Here is a 23,242-nt window from a genome sequence, read left to right on the forward strand (position 1 = left end):
CCATGACTCGCATCGCCATCAACGGATTCGGCCGCATCGGACGCAACACCCTGCGAGCCCTGCTGCGGCGCGACAGCAAGCTCGAGGTGGTGGCCGTCAACGACCTCGCCGCCCCGGAGACCCTGGCCCATCTGCTCAAGTACGACAGCGCACTGGGCCGCCTCGGCCGCCCGGTCGACGTCGACGGCGCCGGCCTGGCAGTCGACGGCCACCGCATCCGCGTCTGCGCCGAGCGCGATCCGGCCGCCCTGCCCTGGGCCGAGCTCGACGTCGACATCGTGCTGGAATCCACCGGCCGCTTCACCGGGGCCCGGGCCGCCCGGGCCCACCTGGACGCCGGCGCCCGGCGGGTGCTGGTCAGCGCCCCCTCCGACGGCGCCGACGTGACCCTGGCCTTCGGCGTCAACACCGGCGCGTACGACCGCGAGCGGCACCTCGTCGTCTCCAACGCGTCCTGCACGACCAACGCGCTCGCCCCGCTGGCCTCGGTGCTGGACGACCTGGCGGTCATCGAACACGGCTTCATGACCACCGTGCACGCGTACACGCAGGAACAGAACCTGCAGGACGGGCCGCACCGCGATCTGCGCCGGGCCCGCGCGGCCGCGGTCAACATCGCCCCCACGACCACCGGCGCCGCCAAGGCGATCGGCAAGGTCCTGCCCCGGCTCGACGGCAAGCTCACCGGCGACTCGATCCGCGTGCCGGTGCCGGTGGGCTCGCTGGTGGAGCTGAACACCACGGTCGCCCGCGCGGTGAGCCGCCAGGACGTGCTGGCGGCGTACCGGGCCGCGGCGGGCGGCGGACTGCACGGCATCCTCGAGTACACCGACGAGCCGCTGGTCTCCAGCGACATCGCCGGCAACCCGGCCTCGGCCGTCTTCGACGCCGCCCTGACCCGCGTGGACGGCCGGCACGTCAAGGTGGTGGCCTGGTACGACAACGAGTGGGGCTTCGCCCACCGGGTCATCGACACCCTCGAGCTGATGGCCGGCTAGTCGCGGCGGCTCAGCCGCCAGTCACCCGAGGCGCTCGCGCAGGAAGCGCAGGGCGCGCGCCTCGTCGAGGATGCCCCCGCCCTCGTGTCCGTTGTAGGGCCACACCTGTAGCTCCCGGTCCCCGCGGTACTCCTGGTAGGCCGCGTACACCGTGGACGGCGGGCAGATCGCGTCCATCAGCGCGACGGAGAACAGCGCCGGCGCGCTCGCCCGGCGGGCGAAGACGACCCCGTCGAAGTAGGCCAGGGTGCGGTGCACCCGGTCCACCCGCTCGCGGTGCACGGCCAGGTAGTCGGCCACCTCGCGGTACGGGTAGGCGTCGGTGATCCGGGTGGCCCGCGGGAAGTCACACAGGAACGGCACGAAGGACACCGCGGCCGCGAGGTCCGAGCGCAGCCCGGCCACCGCCAGCGCGGTGCCGCCGCCCTGGCTGCCCCCGACCACGGCCAGCCGGTCCGGGTCGACCTGGGGGAGCGACCGGGCCGCGTCGACCGCGCGTACGGCGTCGGTGTACAGCCGCCGGTAGTAGTAGTCGGCGGGATCGTTGATGCCCCGGGTGAGCACGCCGGGACCCTGCGGCGCGCCCGAGCCGGGGTCGGGGGTGTCCCCGGTGCTCCAGCCCGAGCCCTGGCCGCGGGTGTCCATGAGCAGGTGCGCGAATCCGGCCGAGGACCAGAAGAGGTTCTCCAGGGCGTTGCCGCGGCCGCCGCCGTAGCCGACGTACTGCACGACCGTGGGCAGCGGCCCGGCCGCGGTCGCGGGGAGCCGGAGCCAGGCCCGGACCGGCTGGCCGGCATAACCCCGGAAGGTGACGTCGTGGGTGGTCACGGTGGTGAGCCCGGTGTCGACCGGCCGCACGCTGACGTCGAGGTCGTGGGCGGCGGCCTCGGCCAGGGTCTTGGCCCAGAAGTCGTCGAAGTCGGCCGGCTCGGTCTGCGTGCTGCGGTACGCCAGCAGCTCGTCGCCGGAGAGGTCGGTCAGCACCGGTGGGTCCTCCTGCAGGTGGTGGCGGTGATCAGCCGAGGGCGCAGGCCACCGCGGGGCGGGTGTCGGTCCCGTTCGACGAGGCCAGGAAGCCGAACGTGGCGGAACCGCCGGGGGCCAGGACGCCGTTCCAGCCGGCGTCCCGCGCCCGGACGGCAGCGCCGCTCTGGGTCACCGTAGCGTTCCACGCCTGGCTGATCCGCTGACCGTCGGGGAAGGTGAAGGTCGCGGTCCACGCCGACGACGGCGCGGCCGAGCCGTTGCGTACGGTCACCTCGCCCTGGAAGCCGCCGGTCCATTCCGAGACCACCCGGTAGACCGCGTCGCACGCGCCGGCCGGTGTGGTCGGCTGCGGTGTGGTCGGTGGCGGTGAACTCGGCGGGGTCGTCGGTGACGTGGTGGGCGGGGTCGGCGCCGTGCCGGCGAGGACGTTGGTCAGCACGGGATACCAGCGGTCGGCCATCTTCTGGAAGCCGGTGCTGTTCGGGTGGACCCCGTCGACGTTGTCCGCGACCGCGTCGTACCCGGTCCACAGGTCGGCGACGACGATCGGCGAGCGGGCCGTCGTCAGGCCCGCGGCCCAGCCCGGAATCGCGTTGTTGAGCGCGACGACGTCGGCCGGGCAGGTGGCGCAGGCCGCGGCGCTCATCGGGATGATCTGGGCGACGATGATCTTCATGTCGGGGTTGTTCGCGCGCATCTGGCCGACCAGCTTGGTGAACGCGGCCAGCTTGTCGGCCAGCGGGAGATACCCGCCCCACATGTCGTTGGTGCCCAGATGCATCATCACGACGTCGGGCCGGGCCGCGGCCAGCCACGGCGGCAGCTGGTCGTTGGCCGCGATGCCGGTGGCCGAGTAGCCGCCGTGGCCCTCGTGGTCGGTGTCGTAGGAGTATCCGGGGTTGCACCCCCCGCCGTCGGACACCCCGCCGACGAAGTCGACGCCGGTCTGGCCGGCGGTCTGCAGCCGGTGCCAGAGAACGGCCCGCCAGCAGCCGGGCCCGGCGGTGATCGAGTCGCCGAGCGGCATGATCCGGACGGGGGCGGCGGCCGAGCGCGCGGGCTCCGCCGCGGCGAGTATCGGCGCCCCGGCCACGGCGGCCAACGCGGCGGACAGCAGCAGCGAGCGGAACCTTCGCGACATGGTCGTTCCTTCCCGGTGGTGGCGGGCCGGGGCCGGCCCGCCACGATCCGTCGGGTTACGGGTTGACGGTGAGCAGGTGGGCCTTGAACCCTTCGCCGTACGTCTTGGTCGGGGTGCCGTTCCAGTCCTCGATCAGGACGTTGCCGCCGCTGGCGCAGCCGCCCCACGGGTTCCAGGTCCAGGCGGTGTAGCCCACGCCGTTGGCGTCGGCCCAGGCCATCACCTGGTCGATGTAGTCGTGGGCGCAGGTGTCCTGGCCGATCTCGCCGGCGTGCACCGGCACCTGCGCGGCCACGGCGCCGATCTGGCTGTTCCAGCAGGCGGTGGTCACACACGCGTTGAAGTTGTAGGAGTGCCACGAGGCCATCAGGTTGCCGGTGGGGTCGGTCGGCTTGTACGCCAGCCACTGGCTCAGGTCGTTGGTCCAGGTCAGGCCGGCCGACATGACGACGTTGGTGGCGCCGGTGGCCCGGACCGCGTCGAGCAGGTCCTGCATGCCGGCCACCTCGTAGCCGATGCCGGTGCAGGTGCCGCCGTCACGCAGGCACTTCCAGGCGGCGGTCATGTCGGACCAGTTGTTCGACGCGTCCGGGTAGGGCTCGTTGAACAGGTCGAAGACCACCGCGTTGTTGCCCTTGAACATGGTGGCCACGCCGGTCCAGAACTGCGGCGTGTACTGCATGCTGGGCATCGGCTTCTGACAGGTCGCGTTGACGTCCGAGCAGGCCGAGATGTTGCCGGTGTACTGCCCGTGGGTCCAGTGCAGGTCGAGGATCGGGTTGATCCCGTTGGCGACCAGCGCGTCGACGAACGTCTTGACCTCGGTGCGGTACGCGGCGCCGCTCGGCGAGCCGGACAGGCCCAGCCAGCAGTCCTCGTTGAGCGGGATCCGCACGGCGTGCACGTTCCAGGCCTTCATCGCGGCGATGCCGGCCTGGTCCGCCGGCGCCCCGTCCCACATGCCCTTGCCCTGCACGCAGGCGAACTCGCCGCTGGACCGGTTGACCCCGAGCAGCCGGTAGGGCTTGCCCGCGGCGGTCACGAGCTTGTTGCCCGACACCCGCAGCGCCGGGGCCACCCCACCCGCGGGCGGCGTCGACGGCGGCGTGGACGGTGGGGTGGACGGCGGCGTGGACGGTGGCGTCGACGGCGGGGTGGACGGCGGGGTGGAGGGGGACGTGCCACCGGTGCAGGCCACCCCGTTGACGCGGAACGAGGTGGGGACCGGGTTGCTGCCGCTGTACGAGCCGGTGAAACCGAGGGAGGACACGGCGCCGCCGGTGGGCACGCCGCCGTTCCAGCTCAGGCTGGTCGCGGTGACGTGCGCGCCGGACTGCGACCAGGTGGCGTTCCAGCCCTGGGTGACCTTCTGGTTGACGTCGGGGAGGTCGAACTCCAGCTTCCAGCCGGTCAGCGGGTCACCCAGGTTGGTGAAGGAGACACCGCCCTGGAATCCGCCCGGCCATTGACTGACCACCGTGTACGTGGCCGAGCAACCGGTGGTGGCGGCCGACGCGGTGGACGCCGCCGCCGCTCCGGCTGCGACGAGCAAGCCGGCCGACATTGCCACCAGGGCAACGCGGTGTTTCATCGCGGCTCTCCTCTCGGGAAGCGATGCATGGATGTCGATAGTTGGGAGCGCTCCCACAGCGTCCGGCATGTTTCTTAGGTAAGTCAAGATATGGCTGGGCGGATGTTCAGCCGCGCAGCGACGACTGCAGGACCAGCGCGGCCGCGCCGGTGGCGGAGGCGGTGGCCGCGGCGAGCGACACCGTGACCGAGACGCCCCGGCGCCAGGTGCGGGCGTCGGCCGCGGCGATGCGCTCGGTGATCGCGGGGCCGTACACGAACGACGCCGCGGCGAAGCCCGGACCGGTGAGCACCAGCAGGTTGACGTCCAGCAGGTTGACCAGGGACTCGGCGGCCGCGGCGACGTAGCGGGCCGAGCCGTTCAGCAGCGCCCGGCAGGCCGGCGCGCCGGCGCGGGCCGCGCGGGCCACGGCGGCGAAGTCGGCGACCGTGCTGCGCCGTACGGCCGGGTCCAGCCCCGCCTCCCCGGCGGCGACCGGATCGGCCAGCGCCGCCGCCACGACGACCGGGGGACCGGCCAGCGCCTCGAGACACCCCCTGCTGCCGCACCAGCAGAGCGGGCCGTCCACCTGCAGGCACAGGTGGCCGAACTCGCCGGCGTGGGCGTGCCGGCCGCGCAGGGCCACCCCGTCGAGAACGATGCCGGCGCCGATGCCGCCGGCCATGTAGAGCGCCGCGAACGGCCGGGCGGCCTCGACCCGGGCCACCCAGTACTCGCCCACCGCGGCGGCGGTCGCGTCGTTCTCGAGCAGCACCGGCCAGTCCGTGGCCCCGGCCAGCCGACGGGCCAGGTCGTCGCGGTACCGGCCCGCCGGGTGCGGGTCGCCGGCCGACGCGGCCGGGCGGGCGCTCGAACCGGACCACACCAGCCCGATGCCGAGGCACCGGGCGCGGTCGATGCCCGAGCCGTCGACCAGCCCCGCGATGTCGGCGACCAGGCGGGCCAGCGTGGCCTCCGGGCCGGCGCCGGCCGGTGTGGGCCGGTTCATCCGCGCGATGATCCCGCCGGTCTGCCCGGTGAGCACGTACGTCGTGACGTCGTCGTCCAGGTGCACGCCGACGGCGATGCGCGCGGCCGGATCCAGCCGCAGCATCGTGCGGGGCTTGCCGCCGCTCGGAGCCCGGCCCGTCTCCACGACCAGCCCCTCGTCGAGCAGCCGCCGTACGGTGGTGGAGACCGACGCCTCGGTCAGGCCGGTCGCCGCGGACAGCTCCACCCGGCTCAGCGTCTCGGCCGCCCGGATCGCATCCAGGATCGCCTCGCGGGCCCCGGGACGGCGGCCGCGCCCGGTGGCGATGCCGGCCACCGGGGCGGGGGCGTCGTCGCTCACCGTCGTGATCCGTTGACGGCCTCGTTCACCTGCCTAAGATAATGGATCGAGAAAGTTCACCGGGTTCTCCGCCGGCCCCGGCGGCGTGCCGGGCCCGCCCCGCACGGCGACGAGAGAGAGCGTGCAGGCATGCCCGAGGTCCTCCGCGCCGGCGACCGGCGATGACGGCCGGACCCGCCATGACCCGCGGGATGATCGGCCTCGTGCTGACCGCCGGCGCCCCGCCGGTCGGTGTGGAGCCGTTCTTCCTGGAGCTCGTCTCCGGCCTGGAGGAGGTGCTCGCGCCGGCCGGCGGGACCGTGCTCCTGCTGGTGGTGCGCGACCTGGACGCGGAACTGGCCACCTACGCCCGGTGGGCGGGCGAGGGCGCCGTCGACGCCGTGGTCGTGGTGAACCTGGTGCACGACGACGTACGCCCCGGCCGGCTGGCGCAGCTCGGCCTGCCCGCCGTCCTCGCCGGACGGTACGCCGGGCCGGCCGCGCTCAGCAGCGTGGTCTCCGACAACGCCGGCGCCATCGGCGCCGCGATGGACCTGTTCCGCGGCCTCGGCCACCGGCGGATCGGCCGGGTGACCGGACCGGCCGAGCTGCTGCACACCGCCGAGCGCTCGGCGGCCATGCTCGCCTGCGGGCAGCGGCTGGGCCTGGACGTGCGCATCGCCGAGGCGGACTACAGCGCCGAGGCCGGCGTCCGGGCCGCCCGCCGGCTGCTGGCGGAGCCCGGCCCGCCCACCGCGCTCATCTTCGACAACGACGTCATGGCCGTGGCCGCCGAGGAGGACCTCGTGCGCTCGGGCGTCGCGGTGCCCGCGCGGGTCAGCCTGCTCGCCTGCGACGACTCCGCCCTGTGCGAGCTGGCCGTGCCGCCGATGTCGGCCCTGAGCATCGACGTCCACGAGCACGGCGTCACCCTGGGCCGGGCCGTGCTCGACGGGCTGCGCGGGGACCGGCCGCGGGTCTATCCCGGCCCGCCGATCCGGATCCGGCGCCGCGGCAGCACCGGCGCGGCTCCGGCCGGCCCGGTCCACGGCCGCTGAGCTCCGGTCCGTCCCGGGCGGCCGGGGGCTCACCCACCCGATCCACCGGCAGCGTGGGCGATGCCCGCGATCTGGGTGTTGAAGGGCACGAACGGCGTGTGCAGCCGGTACGGCCGGAGGTCGACCCGGGCGAACCCGGCGGCGCGCAGCAGACCGGCCAGGTCCCGTTCGCACGAGCACCCCTCGAAGGTCCAGGCCCACGGCCGGCGCAGCACGCGCTGGACGACGCGGGTGGCGGTGCCGGCCGGGGCGGCGACGTGTTCCACGAACCGGAAGGTGCCGCCGGGACGCAGGATGCGCCGCACCTCGGCCAGGACGGCGACGGGGTCGTCGACCGTGCACAGCACGAGCGAGGAGATCACGGTGTCCACGCCGGCGCCGGGCAGGCCGGTGCGCTCGGCGCGCCGGTCACGCAGGTCGAGGTGCACGCCGTGGCGCTCGGCGGCGGCCCGGAGCCGCCGGTGCATCGGACGGTTCGGTTCGATGGCGACGAGCGTCGCTCCCGGGCGCAGATACGGCAGGTTGGCGCCCACTCCGGGGCCGAGTTCGACCACCGTGGAGGGCAGCTCGGCGAACACGCGCCGCTTGTGCTGCCGCAGGCTCCGTTCGAGATAGGGGCCCATCGCGCTGAAGAACGCGGCGTTGAAGGGCCCGCGCGCCCGGTGCACCGGGAAGCCGGTCGCCGGGGTCATGGTGTCGTCGGTCATGGCAGTCCTTGCCTCGCTGGGTCGGTACCGGCACTCTGCGCCGATCGCGGCGGCGAGTCAGGCGGGGAAATACCCCACTGTCGGCAACCGTTCAGATCAGGTCGCGCCGGGCGCCGTACCAGGCGGCGATCTGGGCGCGGGACCGGAAACCCAGCCGCAGCCGGATCCGTTCGACGTGACCCTCGGCCGAGCGCTCCTCGATGCCCAGGCGCGTCGCGATCTCGCGGTTCGTCAGGCCCCGGCTCACCAGCTCCGCCACCTCGCGCTGGCGCGCGGTCAGCCCGTCGGCGCGGCGCCGGGGGAGGGGCAGGCCGAGGAACCGGCGGACCACCCGCACCAGCTCGTCCCGGTCACCCGCGTACGGCAGGTGCGACCGGCCGGGCAGCAGCGCCAGCTCGGCGCCGGCGATGCCGGCGGCCAGGACCTCGGCCTGGGCGACCGGCGCCGCACGGTCGCCGGTGCGGTGCACCACCAGCGTGGGCGCCCGTACCTGGCCGAGGCGGTCGGTGACGTCGAGCTCGTAGCTCAGCGCCAGCAGCGCCCGGGCGGTCGCGGCGCTCGAGCACGCGCGCTGGTAGCGGGCCAGCTCGGCCCGGGTCGAGCGGTCGGCGTCGGGGGCGAAGATGTCGGTCAGCACGTCCGAGCCCAGCCCCCAGTGGGCCTCGACCAGACCCAGGACATGATCGCGTACGGGGGCCGGGGACAGGTCGCCGCCGCGCGCCCAGCCGCCGTAGAGCACCAGCCGCCGCACGGTGCCGGGATGCGCCGCCGCCCACGCCACGGCCACCGGAACGCCCATCGACGTGCCCATCAGATCGAACGGCTCGCCCAGCGTGCCGGCGACCGCGGCCAGCTGTTCGAGCTCGAACGCCAGCGACGCCGGGCGGGCCACGGCCGCCGACAGCCCGCACCCGGCGCGGTCGTAGCGCACCAGCCGGCAGTCCTGGGCCAGCGCCTCGTAGAGCGCCCGCTCGGCCGGCAGCTCCCAGCTCAGCCGGAGATGGGTGAGCCAGCCCATCACGTAGACCAACGGCCGGCCCGCGCCGACCGAGGCGTACGCCACGACGGCGCCGTCGGCCGACACCACTCGAGTGAGCCGCTGCTGCACCCCGCGATTGTCGCTCACGCCCGCAGCGGCCGGCTCCCGCGCACCGGTCCCGGCTTCTCGCGCCAGGTGAGGGCGGCCGCCAGAAGCAGGCCGGCCAGCAGCGCCGCGCCGTGGATGTTGCGGGCGGCCGTCAAGGTCACCGCGGTCGCCACGCAGACGCCCAGGACGAGGAAGCCGAGACCACCCCACCGGGCCTGGATCAGGCGTGGGGTCACGGCGGCCGGGACCGCGCCCAGCACCACCAGCGGCACGTACCAGGTGGTGAAGAGCACGCCGCACCAGACCAGCGTCGCGGGCGCGGCGATGGCCGGCACCGACCGGGGCCGGCGCACCAGCGCCCAGGCGAGCACGGCCGCCAGGCCACAGACCGCCACGGAATTGCCGCCGCCGGTGGGCTGCCACGAGTAGCCGGCGAGCTCACCGATCAGCCCGGTGCCGAAGTACGCCAGCAGCCAGCGCGGGCGCGACGTCACACTCTCCGCCACGGCGCCCAGCACGAGCAGGAACACCAGATTGGACAGGGTGCCCAGGACGCCGCCGTCCTGCACGAACAGGGACGCGAACGTCCGCCACCAGTCGCTGTGCAGCCCGGCCGACGTGCGCTCCAGGGACCGGAGCAGCCGCGGATCGACGGTGAGCTGAATCAGGTTCACCGTGGCCGTGACGGCGAACACGCCGAGCGTCAGCCACGGGCGCCGGATCATCCGCGGCATGCCCATCGTGCCCCTTTCGGTGGTGTCCGGCCGGATCGGTGCCGTCATTATGCCGACCTCGCCTCGAAGATCGTTGGCGTCCCGCCGGGAGGCCTGCTCTGCCGGGCTTCGAGACGGTCTCGAAGCCCGGCCAGCACGGTGACACCTGACGGCGGAGCCTCCGGAGGTTCCCACCGATGAGCCCGTGGAGGTGGAGCTGATGAGCGAGTCGCAGGAGCTCATCCTGGAATCGGTCCGCAAATACCACCGCGAGCAGCAACGCGAGACATCGTTCGTGCCGGGGGTCACGCCGCTTCTTCCCTCCGGGGCGGTGATCGACGAGGACGACCGGGTCGCGCTGGTCGGCGCGGCGCTGGACCTGCGGATCGCGGCCGGCGTCAGCTCGCGGCGCTTCGAGCGGGAGTTCGCCAAGGTGCTGGGCCTGCGCAAGGCGCATCTGACCAACTCCGGATCGTCGGCCAATCTGCTCGCCCTCACGGCGCTGCGGCAGCGTGAGCTCGGCGACCGCCGGCTGCGCCCCGGCGACGAGGTGATCACGGTCGCGTGCGGCTTCCCGACCACCGTGTACCCGATCCTGCAGAACGGCCTGCTGCCGGTCTTCATCGACGTGGAACTGGGCACCTACAACACCACGGCCGAGCGGGTGGCCGCCGCGATCGGGCCGAGGACGCGGGCCATCATGATCGCGCACGCGCTGGGCAACCCGTACCCGGTGGCGGAGATCGCCGCCCTGGCCGAGCGGCACGGGCTGTTCCTGATCGAGGACAACTGCGACGCGGTCGGCTCGCTGTACCAGGGGCGCCCGACCGGCACCTTCGGGCACCTCACGACCGCCAGCTTCTACCCGGCGCACCACCTGACCATGGGTGAGGGCGGCTGCGTCCTGACCGACGACCTGCGGCTCGCCCGGATCGTGGAGTCACTGCGGGACTGGGGCCGCGACTGCTGGTGCGAGCCGGGTGAGAACGACACCTGTCACAAGCGTTTCGGCCAGCAGCAGGGCGGATTGCCGTACGGCTACGACCACAAGTACACGTTCTCGCACGTCGGCTACAACCTGAAGAACACCGACCTGCAGGCGGCTCTGGGGCTCAGCCAGCTCACCAAGCTGCCGGAGTTCGGGGCGGCGCGACGGCGCAACTGGGCGCGGCTGCGCGCCGGGCTCGACGGCGTGCCCGGCTTGCTGCTGCCGGAGGCGACGCCGGGCAGCGACCCCAGCTGGTTCGGCTTCGTGCTCACCGTGGCCCCGGACGCCGGGTTCACCCGCGCGCAGCTCGTGGCGCACCTCGAGGCGCGCCGGATCGGCACCCGGGTGCTGTTCGCCGGCAACCTGACCCGGCACCCGGCCTTCGCCGACCAGCCGTACCGGGTGTCCGGCGAGCTGACCAACAGCGACGTGATCACCGAGAACACCTTCTGGATCGGTGTCTACCCCGGTTTGAGCATCGAGATGCTCGACTACATGGCCGCGTCCGTCCGCGACTTCGTCGCGGCGAGGGGCTGATCCGATGCGCTGGAACAGCCTGTACATCGCGGGGCTGGGCAGCCGGCTGGCCCCGCCCACCGCGGCCCGGGAAGCCGTGGACGCCGGCCTGCTCGACGCCGAGCGCTTCAAGACCCTGGGCTACCGATCGATCTGCGTCGACGAGGACACCGCGCCGCCGGACATGGCCGTGCAGGCGGCCCGGGTGGCGCTGGCCCGCGCGGACGTCGCCGGCCGGGAGCTGGCGATCGCCCTGCACGGCAGCCTGTGGTTCCAAGGGCTCGACATCTGGCCGGCCGCGTCCTATGTGGCCGCGGCCGCCGGCGCCCGCTCCGTGCCCGCGTACGACGTCCAGCAGCGGTGCAACATCGGCCTCGGCGCCGTCGAGCTGGCGGCGGCTCACCTGGCCGTCTCCCGGGCCCCGGCCGCGTTGATCACCACGGCGGACCGGTTCGCCGGCCCGGCGATCGACCGGTGGAACGCCCACGACTTCAACGTCTACGGCGACGGCGGCACCGCGCTGGTGCTGTCGTCGCGCAGCGGCTTCGCGCGCGTCCTGGCGACCGCCACGGTCGCCGACAACACCCTGGAGGGCCAGGCGCGCGGCGCGGAGACCTTCTCCGCCGCATCGCGGGCCGGGCAGTGTCCGGTCGATCTCCAGGCCCGCTCCGCCGCGTACGCGACAGCCCACGATCCGACGCAGACCAGCATCCGGATCGGCCGGGTGATGATCGCCGCCCGGGCCGCGGTGCTGAAGGCCGCCGGGCTGCCGATGGAGCGCGTCGCCCGCATGGTGACCCCGGCGACCGGCCGGCTCAAGGGGGACTACCAGGTGCACCACCTGCTCGGCGTGGCCGAGGAGATGACGACCTGGGACTTCGGCCGCACCACCGGCCACGTCGGGGCGGGCGACTGGGCGGCCGGGCTCGAACACCTGGTCACCACGCGCGCGGTCGAGCCGGGCGACCACGTGCTGCTGTTCGGCGGTGGCGCCGGCTACACCTGCACCACCGCCGTCGTGGAGATCCTCGACCGGCCGGAGTGGACATGACCGTCATGGAGCACGTCCGTACCGGCCTCGTCGTCGACGACCTGCTGCGCGAGGCGGTCGCTCGCCGGCCGCACGCGCGCGCCGTCAGCGACGCCACCGGCGGCTGGACGTACGCCGAGCTGGACGCGGCCGCCCGCACCGGCGCCGCCTGGCTGGCCGCCCACGGGATCGGCCCCGGCGACCGGGTGGTGTGCCGGGCGGGCAACGTGCGCGAGTTCGTGGCCCTGCTGTTCGCGACACTGCGCCACGGGGCGATCTTCGTGCCGATCAATCCCGGCATGCGCCGGTACCACCTGCGGAGCGTGCTCGCCGACGCCGACCCGAGGCTGGTGGTGACCGGCGACGACGACGCCGTCACCGTGCGGGAGGTGACCGACCGGCCGGTCGTCGGCCTCGGCACCCTCCGGGCGGCGCTGTCAGGACCGTCGCTGCCGCCGGCCGGACCGGCCGGACCGGCGCCGAACGGCGACGCGACCGCGTTGTTGATCTACACGTCCGGGAGCACCGCCGCGCCGAAGGCGGTGGTGAGCCCGCACGGCACGGTCGTGTTCGCGGCCCGCGCGATCGCCGACCGGCTGCGCTACCGCGCGGACGACGTGGTGCTCTGCGCCCTGCCGCTCGCCTTCGACTACGGGCTCTACCAGGTCTTCCTCAGTGTGCTGGCGGGCGCTCACCTGGTGCTCGGGGAGCCGGCGGCGCACGTGCGGCTCATCTCGACGATCCGCGAGCACGGGGTGACGGTGGTGCCCGTCGTGCCCAGTCTGGCCGAGATGCTGGTGCGCCTGGCCGCCCGGCACAGCAGCGTGCCGGCGGTCCGGCTGTTCACCAACACGGGCGCGGCGCTGACCGCGCCGATGATCGCCGCACTGCGGCAGCGCTTCCCGGGCGCCGGCATCGTGGCGATGTTCGGCATCACCGAGTGCAAGCGCGTGACGATCGCCGAGTGCGACGGGGACCGCGGGCGTCCCGGCTCGGTGGGCACGGCGCTGGACGGCACCCAGGTGCTGATCCTCGACGACGCCGGGCATCCGCTGCCGCCCGGGGAGTGCGGCGAGATCGCGGTCCGCGGCCCGCACGTGATGGCCGGCTACTGGCGGGCGCCGCAGCTGAGCGCGCAACGGTTCCGCCGCGACCCGGACACGGGCACGGTGACGCTGCACACCGGCGACTACGGGCGGCTCGACGCCGACGGCCACCTCTACTTCGAAGGCCGGCGCGACGACATCTTCAAGCGCCGGGGGCTGCGGGTCAGCGCTGTGGAGATCGAGGCGGCCGCCTGCGACGTTCCCGGGGTACGCGCGGCCGCCGTGCTGCCCCCGACCGGCCGCCGTGACGTCGCCCTGTTCGCCGTCACCGAGCTGGCGCCGGCCGACGTGCTGCGCGCCCTGGCCGAGCGGATCGAGGACGGCAAGCTGCCGCCGGCCTGCCACGTGCTCCCGCAGCTGCCGCTGACCGCCAACGGCAAGACCGACAAGCGGCGCCTGGCCGAGCTGCTCGACCAGCCGCAGGAATGAAGGAGGCACCCATGACCACTGCTCCCGAGTGGGACACCCGGTTCGAGACGGTCCTGCGCGGCATCCTGCCGCTGCCGCCCCGGCTGGCCCCCGACACGTGCCTGCGCAGCCACGGGCTTGACTCCCTGGCCTCCATCGAGGTGCTGATGGAGCTGGAGGACGCCTACGCGGTGCGGCTGCCGGACTCCTTGCTGACCGGCGACACGTTCGCCACCCCGGCCGCGTTGTGGCGGACCCTGACGCAGGTGCGGTCCGCGGACGCCGTGTCCGCGCCGCCGGTGACCGGGCGATGAGCGTCGACCTGGCCGGTCGGGTGGTCCTGGTCACCGGCGCGGCCGGCGGTCTCGGCGCGGCCCAGGCACGGCTGCTGGCCGGCTGCGGCGCGAAGGTCGTGCTCGCCGACACGGCGGAGGTCAAGGCCCTGGTCGACGAGCTGAACGACGGTCACGCCGAGCCGGTCGCGGCCGGGGTACCGCTCGACGTCCGCCAAGCGGAGCAGTGGGCCGCCGCGGTGTCCCGGTCGCAGGCGGTGTTCGGGCATCTGGACGGCCTGGTCAACAACGCCGGGGTGCTCGGCGTCGGCGCCGTCGCGGACCTGCCCGAGGCGGAGTTCCGCCGGATCGTCGACGTCAACCAGGTGGGCGTGTTCCTGGGCATCCAGGCCGTCGTCCCGGCGATGCGGACGGCCGGCGGCGGCACGATCGTCAACATCTCCTCGATCGACGCGATGATCGGCTTCCGGTACCTCTCGGCGTACTGCGCCTCGAAGGCGGCGGTGTCGGCGATCAGCCGCACCGCCGCGATGGAACTCGGCCCGGACGGGATCCGGGTCAACGCGGTCTGCCCCGGCGTGATCGGCACCCCGATGACCGAGGAGCTGGACGCCAACGTCTCCGGCTGGCTGCACCGCACCCTGCCGTTGCGCCGGCTCGGCACCGCACCGGAGGTCGCCACCGTGGTCGCGTACCTCACCTCGGCGGACTCGTCCTACGTCACCGGCACGGAGATCGTCGTCGACGGCGGCCTGCTGGCCGGCTTCCTCTTGCCGTGAGCGCCGCGATGCGGGTCCTCTTCTCGGTGTCGGCGTGGCCCGGGCACTACTTCCCCATGGTGCCGCTGGCCCGCGCGCTCGGCGCCGCCGGGCACGAGGTACGAGTGCTGTGCGCCGCCTCGCAGGCCACCTCCGTACAGGCCGCCGGATTGCCCGCGGTCCCGGTCCTCGACGGGCTGGACATGGTGCTCCAGGCCCGGTTGAGCCACTTCTGGCAGGCGCAGGCGGGGGACTGGCCGTACCCGTGGCTGCCCGTGCACCCGGTCACCGGGCAGCACCTGAGCCGGCTCGAGGACTTCGACTCGGCGGCGTACCGGGCCGAGCACCGGGCGGCGGCCCTGGCCGCGACCGCGCGCAGCTTCGACGCGGCGGTGCGGTTCGCCACCGGGTGGCGCCCCGATCTGGTGGTGCACGACCGGCTCAGCCTGGAGGGCGTGCTGGCCGCCCGAGTGGTCTCGGTGCCGGCCGTGGCGCACCTGTGGGGTCCGGTCGGCACCGCCGAGGAGGGCGCGCTGCGGCTGGTGCCCGGCGACCCGACCCGGTCGTTCGCCCGTCACGGCGTGGCGGAGCTGGGTGACCCTCCCTTCCGTACCGTGATCGACCCGTGCCCACCGGCGTTGTGCCCGCCGGTCGGTGCGGCGCACCGGCTCGACGTGCGCTATGTGCCGTACGCGGGCGGGTTCGGCGGCAGCTGCCCGCCGCGTCCCCGGGTGAGCGGCCGTCCGCGGGTGTGCGTGGTCTGGGGCACCTCGCTGACCGCCATGGCGGGGGCGCGGTCGTTCGTCGTGCCCGAGATCCTGGCCGGGCTAACCGGCGCCGGGCTGGACGTGACCGTCCTGGTGAGTGCGGCCGACGCGGCAGCGCTGCGGGTGCCGCCGGCGACGACGGTGTTCAGCGACGTGGCCCTGGCGTCGGCGCTGAGCGGCGCCGACGTCGTCGTGCACCACGGCGGCGCCGGATGCGTGATGACGTCCGTGGCTGCGGGAGTGCCGCAGGTCGCCGTCACGTTCGCCGCCGAACAGGCCGCGAACGCCGACCGGGTGGCCGCGACCGGCGCGGGCCTGCATGTGCGGGGTGGCGACTTCGACGCCGGGGCCGTGCGGGCCGCCGTCACCGACGTGATCGCGGACCTCGCGTACGGGCGGGCGGCCCGCTGGTTGCGCGACCAGAACGATCGGCGACCCACCCCGGCCGGCCTGGTGGCCCGGCTCGAGGACCTCGCCGGTGCGCGGGCTCCGGCGTCCGGCTGATCCGCTGCCTGGCGCGCTCACGAGCGGTCAGGGGCGCTGATGATCTCGAAGACCGCGCAGGACCAGGTGAAACCGCCGCCCACGCCCATCAGGGCGATCAGCTCGCCGGAACGCAGCCGGCCGGTCCGCGCCAGGTGCGCCAGGCCGGCGAACTGGTCGCCCGCGCCGAGATGGCCCACCGAACGGCCCCACGGCCAGGTCGTGCGCGCCGGATCGATGCCGAACGGGCGGAAGAAGCCCGGCTCCATCCGCCGCGCGCCGAAGTTGGGCAGCACGAACCAGGAGATGTCGGCGATCGTGGCGTCCGCCTCGGCGAGGGCCTGCTTCGCCGCGGCCCGCTGACCGGCTGCCATTCGCTGCGCCACGAAGGAGCTGCCCACCCGGCGCAGGAAGTCGCGGGTGGTGTGCCGGACGTCCAGCGGGGCGCGCGCGGTCAGCGGACCGGGATGCCAAGGGTCGTCGCCTCGGTGCATCGTCTCCAGCTCGCTCCCGCTGACCAGCGCCAGCCCGCGCAGGCGGGCGAAGCCGACGCCCCGGGTCAGCACCGCGGCGGTCCCGCCGTCGGCGAACACGGTGCCGGGGTCGCTGCGCCAGCGGTCGATGCCGGGCAGGCAGAACCGGTCCCCGGTGGTGAGCAGCGCGGCCCGGCCGGTGGGCAGGGTCGCCAGCTGCCGCGCGGCCAGATACAGCGAGGCCATCCCGCCGTTGGAGGTCTGCCGCACGTCGATGGCCAGACACGGGTCGCCCACCGTGTGTCGCTGCACGTACGACGCCGGCGCCCACATGTCGTGGCCCTGGTAGTAGAGCGCGCTGTGCAGCAGCAGGTCTATGCCGTCGATGGACGGCCCGGCACGGCGCAGGGCCTGCCTCGCGGCGGCCACCGCCAGCTGCGGGCCGGACACCGGTGCGTCGCCGTCCTCCGCGACGACGGTGACCGCCCGCATCTGCTGGCTCGCGGCGTACACCGGGTCGCACAGGCCCAGACCGGCCGCCTCGGACGCGGACATCTCCGGCGGCAGGTAACTGCCCAGCGCGGCCAGGCGGATGTCGTCCAGGAGCATGGCGTCACCTCTCGGTGCGGCTGAGGGCCTCCCGGGCGTCGTCGCGTACGCCTCGTGGGCGAGGCGGCGACGCCCGGGATCGGCGCCGGGTGGCGGGCGGATCGCGCCATGGCTGTCACCCTCGCGGGCCGCGCTCGACGGTCGCTGGAGAACCGGTCGACGTCCGGTGCGACCCGTCGTCGAACCGGTCTCGAAGTCCACCGGCGACGGTGTGGTGGTCGTAGCCGGGCACGCCCGGCGCCATCCGCCGAGGAGGCCGTCCGATGACCCAGCTCGACGTCGCCGCCCGGGCGACGGCCACCGGGACGCCACCCTCGTCGCGTCCGGTCGTGCTGATGTTCCCGGGCCAGGGCGCGCAGCAGACCCGGATGGCCGCCGGCCTCTACCGGGCCTGCCCGGTCTTCACCGCGGCCGTGGACGAGGTGCTGAACTGCTTCGGCCCCGCCGCGTCCGGGCTGCGCGCCGACTGGCTGGCCGACCGCCCGCGGGTCGGCATCGACGACGTGAGCCGGGCGCAGCCGCTGCTGTTCGCCGTCAACTACGCGCTCGGCCGGATGGTGCTGGACTGGGGCGTACGACCCGCGGCCCTGCTGGGCCACAGCGTCGGGGAGGTCGCGGCGGCCACCCTGGCCGGGGTGTTCCGGGTCGCCGACGCGGCGCGGCTGCTCGCCGACCGGGTCGAGCAGGCGGCGCGGGCTCCGGCCGGCGGCATGCTCGCGGTGGCGGCGAGCGTCGCCGAGGTCCGGCCCCATCTGGCGCCGGGGGTGGCGGTGGGCGCCGTCAACGCACCTCGCCAGACGATGCTGGCCGGGCTCGACGCCGCGCTGGCCGAGACGACGCGACGGCTGCACGCGGCGGGGCTGGTGTGTCGCCGGCTGGGCAGTTCGGTGGCGTTCCACAGCCCTGCCGCCGCCCACCTGGTCGACGAGGCGCTGCCCGGCCTCGCCCGGATGACGTTGCGGGAGCCGCTGCTGCCGCTGTGGTCGGCCTACACGACTCGGCCGCTGACCGCCGACACCGCCCGCGATCCCGGGTTCTGGGCCGGTCACGCCGCCACACCGGTGCGCTTCTGGCCCACGCTGGACCGGCTGCTCGGCGCCGGGGACGCGCTGCTGGTCGACGCGAGCCCCGGGCAGTCGCTGGCCGCGGCGGCGCGGCGGCATCCCGCGGTGGCGGCCGGCCGCAGTGCGGTGGTCGGGCTGCTGCCGGCCCGCCGGGGCCGCGACGAGGCGGACCGCGCCGCCACGATGGCCGCTGCCGAGCGCGTACGCGCCGAAGGGCACGACATCGCCGTGCCGGACCTCGCGACGGCCGTGCCGCAGCCGTCCATCGCCACCGATCCGCCGGGCCGCCCCACGGCCGGCGGCCCACCACCGCGAAGGAGCCGACCATGACAGCGGCCGCCATCGAGACCCATGACCTGCGCAAGTCGTACGCCTACGGCCCGCACACCATCAACGCGGTCAACGGCATCGACCTCCTCGTCCGGCCGGGCCGGTTCTTCGGGCTGCTCGGGCCGAACGGCGCCGGCAAGTCCACCACCATCGGCATGCTCACCACCCGGATCCGGCCCACCGGTGGCCGCGCCGTCGTGGCCGGCGTGGACGTGCAGCGCAACCCCGTCGAGGTGCGCCGCCGCGTCGCCGTGGTGACCCAGCGCAACACGATGGACCGGCAGATCTCCGTGCTGGAGAACCTGGAGTTCCGGGGGCGCTACTTCGGGCTGGGCCGCAAGGAGTCCCGCCGGCGGGCCCTGGCGCTGCTGGAGGAGTTCGGCATCGCCGACAAGGCCGACGCGTCCCTGGACGAGGTGTCCGGCGGCCAGGCACGGCGGGCGATGATCTGTCGCGCGGTGATGCACCGGCCCGAGGTGCTGGTGCTGGACGAGCCGTCCGCGGGCGTCGACCCGCAGACCCGGCTGCACCTGTGGGAACTGCTCGGCCGGCTGCACGCCGAGGGGCAGACCGTCCTGCTGACCACGCACCACCTGGAAGAGGCCGAGACGCTGTGCGACCGGATCGCCATCATCGACCACGGCCGGGTGGTGGCCGGCGGCACGGTCGACGAGATCAAGACCGCGTCCGGGGCGGAGTCGGTGTTCACCGTGGTCTTCGACGGCGAGGCCCAGCCCGCCGCGGAGACCGCCGGCAAGCTGCCCGACGTGTCGCGGGCCGAGGCCGACGGCCGGCGGCTGCGGGTGCACGCGGCCGATGCGGCCGGCCTGGTCGGGGAGCTGGCCTCCATCGGCGCCGACCACGGGCTGTCCATCCTGGACGTCTCCACCCTGCGGCCCAGCCTCGAGGCCGCTTTCCTCAACCTGACCGGACGGGAGTACCGGGAATGAGCGTTGTCGCACTTCCCCAGTCGACGATCAGCACGCGGCGGATCGCGTGGCACACCTTCCGGGCGATGCTGGTCCGGGACCTGCGGGTGCTGCGCGGCCAGCTCGGATCGCTGCTGACCCGCTCGGTGATGCAGCCGCTGGCGTTCACCTTCGTGTTCACGTACGTCATGCCCAAGATCGGCATGGCCGGCACCCCCGGGGTCGACGGACGCGGCTTCGCCACCATCCTGGTCCCCGGCCTGGTCGCGATCACCATCGCGATCCAGGGCATCATGGCCGTGACGATGCCGCTGCTGCTCGAGTTCTCCTACAACCGGGAGATCGAGGACCGGGCGATGGCTCCCGTGCCGATCTGGCTGATCGGCGTCGCCAAGATCACGTCTGGGGCGTTGCAGGCGCTGGCCGCCGGGGCCCTGGTGTTCCCGATCGTGCTGCTGGTGCACGCCGAGGATCAGGCGCCCTACGTGCACGTGTACAGCTGGCCGTTGTTCATCGCCGTGGCCCTGCTCTCCGCGCTGCTCGGCTCGGCCAGCGGGCTGCTGCTGGGCACGGTGATCGACATCAAGCGCGCCCAGCAGTTCTTCGCCGTCGTCGTGACGCCGATGACCATGCTGGGTTGCGTCTACTACTCCTGGTCCACGCTCGGCCCGCTGCCCTGGCTGCAGTACGCCGTCCTGCTCAACCCGGTCGTCTACATGAGCGAAGGGCTGCGCGCGTCGCTGACCCCGCAGCTCGCCCACATGCCGGCGATCGCCTTCATGTCCGCGCTGGCCGGCGGCACGGTGATCGTCGGCTGGGCCGCGGTGACCCGGTTCGTCGCCCGAGTGGTCGACTGAGGCCGGCGATGACCGTCAGTGTGATCATCCCGACCGTGCTGCGCAGCCCCACGGTGACCCGGTGCGTCCGGGCCGCCGCTGACTCGGCGGCCCGCTTCCACCCCGACGCCGAGGTGCTGCTGGTGGTCAACGGGCCGGCCGCCGCGGCCCCGCTGCCGCCCGTCGACCCCCGCGTACGGGTGGTGCGCTCGGCCGCCGCCTGCGTATCCGCCGCCCGCAACGAGGGGGTCCGGCTGGCCCGCCACGACGCCGTGCTGTTCACCGACGACGACCTGGTGGTGCCGCCGCGGTGGTGCGCCGAGATGGCCCGGCCCTTGCTGGGCGGCGGCCACGCGGTCGCCGCCCCGGTACGCACGGTCGTGACCGGGCCGGTGACCGCGTTCCTGCACCACGAACGGGTCTTCGACGCCGCCCCGCTGACCGCGGACACCGCGCACGCGCTGGTGACGGCGAACGCCGGATACCGCCGCGACCTGATCGCGGGCGAACCGTTCGACGTGGCCCGCTATCCGCACTTCGCCGAGGACACCGACCTGGGGCTGCGCATCAGGCAGGCCGGCGGTGTCATCCACTGGCTCGGCGCCGCCCCCGCGCCGCTGCACGAGGTGGACGAGGAGCCCGCTTCCCTGGTACGCCGCGCCCTGCGCCAGGGCATCGGCACCGCCCAGGTCTTTCTGCAGCGCCGCGACCTGCAGTACTACTACCCGAGCCCGGTGGCGGCCTACCGGCGGTGCGTCGACACGAGCGCCCCGATCGCCCGGCGCTACCTGGAGGTCGACGATCCCGGGGCGCGGACCGTCTTCGCCGCGCTCGGCATGATCCGCCGCGCGGTGCTGCTGGCGGGCTACCTGAGCGGCATCGGTGCGGCGCACGACGTCGCACTGGTCCAGCTGGACGAGGACGCGCTGACCGCCGGTATCACGACGGTGTTCGAGGAACTGCTCGCCATCGTGCCGGCCGTGCGGTGGGACGCCGTCCCGGTGCGCTTCCGGCCCGCCCCGGCCGATGCGGCGCCGGTGGACCCCGCGCTGGCGGCCACGGCGGCCGGGCTGGCGAAGGTGTTGTCCCGGGCCGCCCCGCCGGTGCCGACGGCGGCGGCACCGCCGGCCGCATCCCAGGACGATCTGACGTGGCTGGCCCGGGACGCGGTCGTCCGCGACCGGGTGAGCCGCGCGGGGACCAGCGGCACCGAGCCGGACGAGCGCGAGGTGGAACGCGCCGCCCGTGCCGGCGGGGTGGCGTTCGGTCGCGCCTGCGAGATCCGCGAGACCCACCGGGCGCATGCGACGCGGCGCTGGCCCGGCGCCGGCGTGCCGATGGCGCGGGCCGCCGGCCCGGCCCGCGGCGTCGCCTGAGCGGACGACGGAGGAGCGTACGTGCGATTCCTGATCAGCACCCTCAACGCCAGCTCCCACCTGCGCGCCCTGGCCCCGGTCGCGGCCGCCGCCCGGGCCGGTGGGCACGACGTGGTGGTGGCCGGCCCGCCGGAAGCGGGTGCGGAGGTGCGCCTCGACTACGGCCTCGACTTCCGGCCGGTCGGCGTCGACTGGGCCGCCGACGAGGACAGCGCCGGGACCATCGGCCGGCATCTGGCCCTGGGGGCACACCGGGCGTACACGGACGCGCTCAAGGAGCGGGCCTTCTTCGGCGACCCGGCCGTGCGCGCCGCCGCGGACATCCGGGAGCTGGCGGTCGAGTGGAACGCCGACGTGGTGGTGCGGGTGGCCGAGGAGTTCGGCGGTTACCTCGCCGCCGAGGCGCTCGGCCTGCCGCACGTGGCCGTCGCGTCCGGCTGTACGCACCTGCTGGAGGCCGGCGCCATCAGCGCCGAGCTGCGGCGGCTGCGGGCGGCGTTCGGGCTGAGCGACCAGGCCCACCCCGATCCGTACCGGTATCTGCTGGCCGGCTTCACACCGCCCGGCTACGGCGACGGGACGGACGCCGCGACGTTGCGGCACTACCGGCAGGAGCAGCCGGCCCGCGTCGGTGAGCACGCCCCCGCGTGGCTCACCGAGCTGCCCACCGACCGGCCCCTGGTGTACGCCGCGTTCGGGTCGGTGCTCACCGGACAATCCTGGAAGTTGGCACCGCCGGCCGCAGCGCTGGTCCGTGCTCTGGGCGAGGTGCCGTGCACCGCCGTGGTCGCGGCCGGGGACACCGCCGAGCAGCTGCGGGACGCGGCGCCGCCGAGCGTTCGCGTGGTCGAGACGGTCGCGCAGCCCCTGCTGCTGGAGGCGGCCGACCTCTTCGTCACCCATGCGGGCTTTGGCAGTGTGCGGGAGGCGTTGCGGGCCGGCACGCCGATGCTCGCGCTGCCGGTGATCGGGGACGAGCCGTTCCACGCCGCCCGTTGCGCCCGGCTGGGAGTCGCCAAGGTGGTCCCGGTCACGGCCGGGCCCAGGGCTCTGGCGCGGGCGTGCGTCGAGGTCCTGGACACTCCGTCGTACCGGCAGGCCGCCCGCCGGGTGGCTCGTACCGTGCTGGCCCTACCCGGCCCGGACCGGCTCGTGGCCGACGTCCGGGACCTCGTGCACAGGTGTCGCGGCGTCGCATGAGCGACCGCCGGGAGAGGAGCAGAAGATGAGCGGACGTGGATTGCGGCTCGTGACCGGGGCGCTCGGTGTGCTGGCCGTGGCCACCGGGACGCTCGCCGTCGCCGAGGGGCCGGCGGGCATGCTGGACGGCCAGGTCACCACGCCGACGGTGGACAGCGAGGTGCGGTTCCTGGGCACCTACTGGCTGGCGTACGGCGTGGTCACGCTGGTGCTGGCGCCGCGCGTCGCCGCGGCTCCGGCGGCGCCGGCGTACCGCGGGTGGCTGGGGGTGATGGCGGCCAGCGGGCTCGCCCGGGCGGTGTCCTTCGTGGTGGCCGGCCCGCCGCACCCGGTGATGGCCGCCGCGATGGTGGTCGAGCTGGTGGCGCCGCCGGTGCTGTGGGCCTGGCACCGGCGGGTCGTGTCGGCCGCGGCCGGCGGTCGTGACCCTTCGCCGGTCGCGGCCGCGGTCGCGGAACGCAGGTGACGCGGCCGGCCCCGGCCTC

22 protein-coding genes are annotated in these 23,242 nt (G+C 74.5%); 14 read left to right on the forward strand and 8 right to left on the reverse strand.

The genetic code is table 11. The features are described from left to right. Nucleotides 1–2: 2 nt before the first annotated feature. Entirely contained in the window at nucleotides 3–998 is a 996-nt protein-coding gene (gene gap, locus Ani05nite_RS04335) for a type I glyceraldehyde-3-phosphate dehydrogenase (RefSeq protein ID WP_203765331.1), read from the forward strand. 21 nt (nucleotides 999–1,019) lie between these two features. Here the strand turns inward: gap and Ani05nite_RS04340 are convergent, their stop codons facing one another. From Ani05nite_RS04340 to Ani05nite_RS04355, 4 genes are all read right to left on the reverse strand, one after another. Further along, nucleotides 1,020–1,982 carry an acetylxylan esterase gene (locus tag Ani05nite_RS04340; RefSeq protein ID WP_377881736.1) on the reverse strand — a complete coding sequence of 321 codons (963 nt, stop codon included), beginning with the start codon at nucleotides 1,980–1,982 and terminating at the stop codon, nucleotides 1,020–1,022. A gap of 31 nt (nucleotides 1,983–2,013) precedes the next feature. After that, a complete protein-coding gene (locus Ani05nite_RS04345) occupies nucleotides 2,014–3,126 on the reverse strand; it encodes a cellulose binding domain-containing protein (protein ID WP_203765336.1) in 1,113 nt (370 codons plus the stop codon). 55 nt (nucleotides 3,127–3,181) lie between these two features. Further along, nucleotides 3,182–4,717 (reverse strand): cellulase family glycosylhydrolase, encoded by a 1,536-nt coding sequence (locus Ani05nite_RS04350; RefSeq protein ID WP_203765340.1) that lies wholly within the window; start codon nucleotides 4,715–4,717, stop codon nucleotides 3,182–3,184. A gap of 106 nt (nucleotides 4,718–4,823) precedes the next feature. Continuing rightward, nucleotides 4,824–6,047, reverse strand: coding sequence for an ROK family transcriptional regulator (locus Ani05nite_RS04355; protein ID WP_239129256.1), 1,224 nt, complete (start codon nucleotides 6,045–6,047; stop codon nucleotides 4,824–4,826). 161 nt (nucleotides 6,048–6,208) lie between these two features. Between Ani05nite_RS04355 and Ani05nite_RS04360 the strand changes: the two genes are divergently transcribed. Next, the gene (locus Ani05nite_RS04360; protein ID WP_239129266.1) at nucleotides 6,209–7,084 is read left to right on the forward strand and encodes a LacI family DNA-binding transcriptional regulator; all 876 of its coding nucleotides are present in this window, start codon (nucleotides 6,209–6,211) and stop codon (nucleotides 7,082–7,084) included. Between the two features lie 29 nt (nucleotides 7,085–7,113). On the opposite strand, the gene Ani05nite_RS04365 is transcribed toward Ani05nite_RS04360, so the two are convergent. The 3 genes from Ani05nite_RS04365 to Ani05nite_RS04375 all read right to left on the reverse strand — a co-directional run bounded on the left by Ani05nite_RS04365 (nucleotide 7,114) and on the right by Ani05nite_RS04375 (nucleotide 9,660). After that, the gene (locus Ani05nite_RS04365; protein WP_203765343.1) at nucleotides 7,114–7,791 is read right to left on the reverse strand and encodes a class I SAM-dependent methyltransferase; all 678 of its coding nucleotides are present in this window, start codon (nucleotides 7,789–7,791) and stop codon (nucleotides 7,114–7,116) included. A gap of 91 nt (nucleotides 7,792–7,882) precedes the next feature. Next, a complete protein-coding gene (locus Ani05nite_RS04370; RefSeq protein WP_239129270.1) occupies nucleotides 7,883–8,917 on the reverse strand; it encodes an alpha/beta fold hydrolase in 1,035 nt (344 codons plus the stop codon). After that, nucleotides 8,914–9,660: a rhomboid family intramembrane serine protease gene (locus Ani05nite_RS04375; RefSeq protein WP_203765344.1), complete on the reverse strand. Its 747-nt coding sequence runs from the start codon at nucleotides 9,658–9,660 to the stop codon at nucleotides 8,914–8,916. The genes Ani05nite_RS04370 and Ani05nite_RS04375 overlap by 4 nt, the downstream gene beginning before the upstream one ends. A gap of 148 nt (nucleotides 9,661–9,808) precedes the next feature. Here Ani05nite_RS04375 and rfbH point away from each other — a divergent pair, with 148 nt between their 5' ends. Genes rfbH through Ani05nite_RS04405 form a run of 6 tightly spaced genes read left to right on the forward strand, consistent with a single transcriptional unit; the run spans nucleotide 9,809 to nucleotide 15,961 of the window. Continuing rightward, nucleotides 9,809–11,116 (forward strand): lipopolysaccharide biosynthesis protein RfbH, encoded by a 1,308-nt coding sequence (gene rfbH, locus Ani05nite_RS04380; protein ID WP_203765575.1) that lies wholly within the window; start codon nucleotides 9,809–9,811, stop codon nucleotides 11,114–11,116. Nucleotides 11,117–11,120: 4 nt separating this feature from the next. After that, nucleotides 11,121–12,146: a ketoacyl-ACP synthase III family protein gene (locus Ani05nite_RS04385; protein ID WP_203765345.1), complete on the forward strand. Its 1,026-nt coding sequence runs from the start codon at nucleotides 11,121–11,123 to the stop codon at nucleotides 12,144–12,146. Further along, on the forward strand, nucleotides 12,143–13,660 hold the full coding sequence (locus Ani05nite_RS04390) for a class I adenylate-forming enzyme family protein (RefSeq protein WP_203765346.1): 1,518 nt from the start codon (nucleotides 12,143–12,145) through the stop codon (nucleotides 13,658–13,660). Before Ani05nite_RS04385 ends, Ani05nite_RS04390 begins: the two co-directional genes overlap by 4 nt. A gap of 11 nt (nucleotides 13,661–13,671) precedes the next feature. Beyond that, a complete protein-coding gene (locus Ani05nite_RS04395) occupies nucleotides 13,672–13,953 on the forward strand; it encodes a phosphopantetheine-binding protein (protein WP_203765349.1) in 282 nt (93 codons plus the stop codon). Next, nucleotides 13,950–14,711, forward strand: coding sequence for an SDR family NAD(P)-dependent oxidoreductase (locus tag Ani05nite_RS04400; RefSeq protein ID WP_203765350.1), 762 nt, complete (start codon nucleotides 13,950–13,952; stop codon nucleotides 14,709–14,711). The genes Ani05nite_RS04395 and Ani05nite_RS04400 overlap by 4 nt, the downstream gene beginning before the upstream one ends. Further along, nucleotides 14,708–15,961, forward strand: coding sequence for a nucleotide disphospho-sugar-binding domain-containing protein (locus Ani05nite_RS04405; RefSeq protein ID WP_239129272.1), 1,254 nt, complete (start codon nucleotides 14,708–14,710; stop codon nucleotides 15,959–15,961). The genes Ani05nite_RS04400 and Ani05nite_RS04405 overlap by 4 nt, the downstream gene beginning before the upstream one ends. A 17-nt stretch (nucleotides 15,962–15,978) precedes the next feature. Here the strand turns inward: Ani05nite_RS04405 and Ani05nite_RS04410 are convergent, their stop codons facing one another. Next, the gene (locus tag Ani05nite_RS04410; protein WP_203765353.1) at nucleotides 15,979–17,022 is read right to left on the reverse strand and encodes a ketoacyl-ACP synthase III family protein; all 1,044 of its coding nucleotides are present in this window, start codon (nucleotides 17,020–17,022) and stop codon (nucleotides 15,979–15,981) included. A 263-nt stretch (nucleotides 17,023–17,285) separates the two neighbouring features. Between Ani05nite_RS04410 and Ani05nite_RS04415 the strand changes: the two genes are divergently transcribed. From Ani05nite_RS04415 to Ani05nite_RS04440, 6 genes are read left to right on the forward strand one after another with little or no spacing between them, the layout of a single operon-like run. Next, on the forward strand, nucleotides 17,286–18,416 hold the full coding sequence (locus Ani05nite_RS04415) for an acyltransferase domain-containing protein (protein ID WP_203765354.1): 1,131 nt from the start codon (nucleotides 17,286–17,288) through the stop codon (nucleotides 18,414–18,416). After that, the gene (locus Ani05nite_RS04420; RefSeq protein WP_203765355.1) at nucleotides 18,413–19,366 is read left to right on the forward strand and encodes an ABC transporter ATP-binding protein; all 954 of its coding nucleotides are present in this window, start codon (nucleotides 18,413–18,415) and stop codon (nucleotides 19,364–19,366) included. The genes Ani05nite_RS04415 and Ani05nite_RS04420 overlap by 4 nt, the downstream gene beginning before the upstream one ends. Then, the gene (locus Ani05nite_RS04425; RefSeq protein WP_203765356.1) at nucleotides 19,363–20,202 is read left to right on the forward strand and encodes an ABC transporter permease; all 840 of its coding nucleotides are present in this window, start codon (nucleotides 19,363–19,365) and stop codon (nucleotides 20,200–20,202) included. Before Ani05nite_RS04420 ends, Ani05nite_RS04425 begins: the two co-directional genes overlap by 4 nt. Before the next feature lie 8 nt (nucleotides 20,203–20,210). Continuing rightward, a complete protein-coding gene (locus tag Ani05nite_RS04430) occupies nucleotides 20,211–21,557 on the forward strand; it encodes a glycosyltransferase family 2 protein (RefSeq protein ID WP_203765357.1) in 1,347 nt (448 codons plus the stop codon). Nucleotides 21,558–21,578: 21 nt separating this feature from the next. Next, a complete protein-coding gene (locus tag Ani05nite_RS04435) occupies nucleotides 21,579–22,757 on the forward strand; it encodes a glycosyltransferase (RefSeq protein ID WP_203765359.1) in 1,179 nt (392 codons plus the stop codon). Nucleotides 22,758–22,782: 25 nt separating this feature from the next. Next, on the forward strand, nucleotides 22,783–23,223 hold the full coding sequence (locus tag Ani05nite_RS04440) for a DUF4345 domain-containing protein (RefSeq protein ID WP_203765361.1): 441 nt from the start codon (nucleotides 22,783–22,785) through the stop codon (nucleotides 23,221–23,223). Nucleotides 23,224–23,242 lie beyond the last annotated feature (19 nt).

The organism is Actinoplanes nipponensis, assembly GCF_016862275.1.
GTDB lineage: Bacteria > Actinomycetota > Actinomycetes > Mycobacteriales > Micromonosporaceae > Actinoplanes > Actinoplanes nipponensis.